The sequence below is a fragment of the Methylobacterium sp. J-001 genome, assembly GCF_022829565.1.
In the GTDB taxonomy this organism is placed as follows: Bacteria; Pseudomonadota; Alphaproteobacteria; order Rhizobiales; family Beijerinckiaceae; genus Methylobacterium.
Genome location: NZ_JAKSYN010000070.1, coordinates 1 through 3,728, shown reverse-complemented (window position 1 = coordinate 3,728; position 3,728 = coordinate 1). Strand labels below are relative to the sequence as shown.

Genomic DNA, 3,728 nt, shown 5'->3' with positions numbered 1-3,728 from the left:
GGCCCCGGAGGTGTTCATGCCAGCCTTCTCCGCTTGGCCGGCTGCGCTTGCCAGACCAGCTCCGCCGGCCAAGCTACCCGTGGCGGAGCGGCCCACCGTGCACTAACTCTACCCTTGGACCACCTCGTGGGGGCCGATCAGTCGGGCTCGATGCGGATGCGGGGATACCTGATGAAATCGAGATCGGTCACCTCGATCGCGACAGGGATCGCTCCAGCGTGCCGTTGAAGCACGCCGGCGTAGAACGGGGAGTCTGAAACCGGGGCCAGACGCGTAAATCCGCGCTGCCCCAGGGCGTCGTGGACCGCGAGGCGTGCTGCGGTCCGGACGTCAGCCACTCTGCGAGCGCCCGACGACAGGAGCGGAGACATACGTCTTCGGCTGCGCGGCGACGGTCGTCTCGGCTCGCACAGGGATGCTGACGAGATCCGGGCGGTTGGGCAGCCGGGTTCCGAATGCCGCCTGCATCAGCGAGATCGCACGCTGCTTCTTGTCGCACGCCTGCACCGCTTCCCGCAGGCGATCGCGGAGCACCTCGGCGGCGGCGGCGGTCCGAACGCGTTGTTCGGGCGACATCCGGTTAAGGTTCTCGTCCTTGCTGGCCGGGTTGGCCATATCCCGGCTCAGCATCGCAGGCAGGCGTGTGACGATGCTCAGGAGGCGCTCATCCTCGCGTTCGGGCAAGAAAGGCCGGCGGATCGCCTCGTAGGCGCTCCGCGCACAGGCCATCAGCATGATGGAGGAAAGTTTCTCGTCATCAAGGTGGTGGTGGTCCCGCCAAGCCTTCAGGTAGCGGCAGTCCCGCCTGAGCCGCTCGCCGTAGATCTCGACGGCGTCGAGGAACCAGCGATGGATCTTGCGCGGATCAGATGCGACCCAATCGTCGTCGCGGTGGGCGAGCAGCACGGCATTCGACGGCAGGTCTTCCCAGCGTTTCGGCGCGTGATCATAGGCCTTCTCCATCCGCTGCGCCCGGGCTTCCAGCAGGGCGAAATCATGATCGGGAATGGCGTACAGGGGGATATCGACGTGGGCGTCGCGCGCGATCTCGAGGCGCGCACAGGTCGGCTTCTTAATAAGCGTCCACCCCTCGTCCTCTGCGAGTTCGCTCAGGACCGCATCGACAAACTCAAAAAACTGTTTTGCCGCCTGCGACGGCTGTTCGCCCTTCACGAATGACAAGGGGAGGTAACAGCCGTCATCGAGATCCTTCTGCTGGCTCGGCGGCCATGCGGGATCGTTGAGTGTCCTGTAGCTGCTGCTGCCTTGCGTGAAGAACCGCGGCTGCACGTCCGCGCTGAAGCGCTCACGGGACGCCTCGCTAAAGGCGAGCCGCAGGCACGTGCGGATCTTCCGCTTCGCCTCCTTCAGTTCGCTATCCTCGGCCTCGAGATTGACAAGGAAGGTCTCGGGGTCGGTGGTGGTGTGCAGGAGCTTGGAGACATTCGCCATCGTGGATCCTCGGCGACGGCCGGTGAACGTTGCTGTGCGGACGGGTGCGATCTCGCTACCGTCGAGATTAAGCGATTCGCGGAACGGATCAAGAACCAGCGGGGTTGTCGCACACCATGACGTTTCAGATTCTGTGCCTGAGCGGTGGCGGCTACCGCGGTCTTTTCACCGCCGAGGTGCTCGCCCAGCTGGAGAAGCAGGCGGGTCGGCCGATCGGTGAGTGCTTCGATCTCATCGCCGGAACATCGATCGGCGGTATCATCGCACTAGGGCTCGGGCTGGGACACCGCGCCACGGCGATCCGCGATGCGTTTCTCCAAAACGGCGCGGCGATCTTTCCGCCCCGGCGTCCGCCGCGATCCGGATTGCTCGGTAAGATCGATCGCTGGCGGGCTTATTCAGGCGGCCCGAAATATACGGCCACCGAGCTTCGGCGAACGGTTCAGGGGATCGTCGGGGCCGCTACCTTGCTTGGCGCGGCGCGCACGCGCCTTCTGATACCGGCCGTGAACATGACCGACGGTCGCGTACAAATGTTCAAGACACCGCATCACTCGACCCTGACCGTGGACCAGCATCGCAACGTCGTCGAGATCGCTTTGGCGACCTCGGCAGCCCCGACATTCTTCCCGCTCGCGACGGTGGGCAAGAGCCTCTACGCCGATGGCGGCTTGGCGGCGAACTCACCGGATGCCTGCGCCGTGCATGAGGCCGTCCACTTCGCCGGCCAGAAGAGGGACGACATTCGGGTGCTCAGCATCGGCACGACGTCGTCGAATTTCGGCCTGCCTAGGTCGCTCGGAGCCAGCTTCGGTCCCGCCGACTGGATCACGAACGAGCGGTTAGTTGCGACCGTCTTCGGCGTTCAGCAGCAGCTCGTGGATTTCATGCTTAAGCACGACTTGAAAGAAAGATACTATCGGATCGACACCTTAACGTCGGCCGAGCATGCGCGCGATGTGGGCCTGGACGTCGCCACCGAGCACGCCCAGGGTACGCTTATTGCTCTGGCGGAGGGAAGCTACCAACGCGCATGTACCGCCCCGCAAGTGCTCGAAGCGCTAGCGCATAGGCCAATCAAGCCGGATTTTGTTAGAAACTAAGTTCTCTCTGATCAGGCTATTGCGGAGCTCAGCATGGCATTTCGGATCAGTCACGCATCGGGGCTTACTCAGCTAAAATGCTGGAGAATGACCCTAGTTGGCGGTGCTTGCGAGAGTGCCGACACGCTGAGTTTACCCAACCGGTATCTGAAACCCCCGATTGAGCGGTTACTGCAGAAAACATTGATAGCTCAGAGGCCGATCGAGGAAGGTGATAGGCGCGGGGTTGCGTGTCGGAGCAGCATAATCTCCGACGACCGTGAGAGCCGTGTGATAGTGAGTAACGACAGTGATTTGCGATTGAGCGGGAGCCGCCCACTCGCCGAGTGGTGAATAACACTCATGTAGTCAGGCAGCGAAGCCGCCGTCGATTGTATGCATTGCGCCGGTCACGAAACCAGCTTCAGGGCCGGCGAGCCAAGCGACCATACCGGCCACCTCTTCGGGCCTGCCGTGACGCTTCATCACCATCGTAGCCTTGACCACGTCCGCGTGGGGCCCGTTTGCTGGGTTCATGTCGGTGTCGATGGGGCCGGGCTGCACGACGTTTACTGTGATGCCCCTTGAGCCGAAGTCACGAGCCAGTCCTCGGGCTAGCCCCTGCAGGGGTGACTTGCTCAGCGAGTACGCTGCAAGCCCAGGGAAGGGACAGCGGTCACCGTTCACCGAGCCAATGACGATGATGCGCCCTCCTGCGGGCATGGTTCGAGCTGCCTCTACGGCTGCGTGGTAGGGCGCATTCACGTTGATGCGGATCAACCGATCCACCTCATCCGGATCCTGCTCGAGGGGATCGCCGAAAAGGGCGATTCCGGCGTTGACGACGAGGACATCGAGGGGCCCGGAATCCCGCACCCGAGCGATCACCGCGTCTCGGTCCGCGCTATCCGTTCTGAAGGCCGTGCTGCCTGTCTCCCGGGCGAGTTGTTCCGCCGCATTATGGGATCCAGCGTAGGTAAAGGCTACCCTTGCTCCGTCGGCCTTGAAGCGTCGCACGATGGCTGCCCCGATACCCCGGCTACCACCGAGTACTGACCTGACCGGTATTTTGGACCGGGCCAGTTGCGAGATTACTGCATGGTAGCGGCCATGGGTAGGCGGAAGGCCAGATCGGGGTAGCTGACGGGCGCGGGCGGCCGATAGCCTAGCGACGAATGCGGTCGGATGCAGTTG

General features: G+C 63.1%; 3 protein-coding genes. 1 reads left to right on the top strand and 2 read right to left on the bottom strand.

The features are described 5' to 3' along the window. Nucleotides 1-330: 330 nt before the first annotated feature. A complete protein-coding gene (locus tag MKK65_RS07720; RefSeq protein ID WP_243956818.1) occupies nt 331-1,452 on the bottom strand; it encodes a CBASS cGAMP synthase in 1,122 nt (373 codons plus the stop codon). Between the two features lie 116 nt (nt 1,453-1,568). Here MKK65_RS07720 and MKK65_RS07715 point away from each other — a divergent pair, with 116 nt between their 5' ends. Next, a complete protein-coding gene (locus MKK65_RS07715) occupies nt 1,569-2,555 on the top strand; it encodes a CBASS cGAMP-activated phospholipase (protein ID WP_243956816.1) in 987 nt (328 codons plus the stop codon). Nucleotides 2,556-2,903: 348 nt separating this feature from the next. Here the strand turns inward: MKK65_RS07715 and bdcA are convergent, their stop codons facing one another. Further along, a complete protein-coding gene (bdcA, locus tag MKK65_RS07710; RefSeq protein ID WP_279596593.1) occupies nt 2,904-3,617 on the bottom strand; it encodes an SDR family oxidoreductase in 714 nt (237 codons plus the stop codon). Nucleotides 3,618-3,728 lie beyond the last annotated feature (111 nt).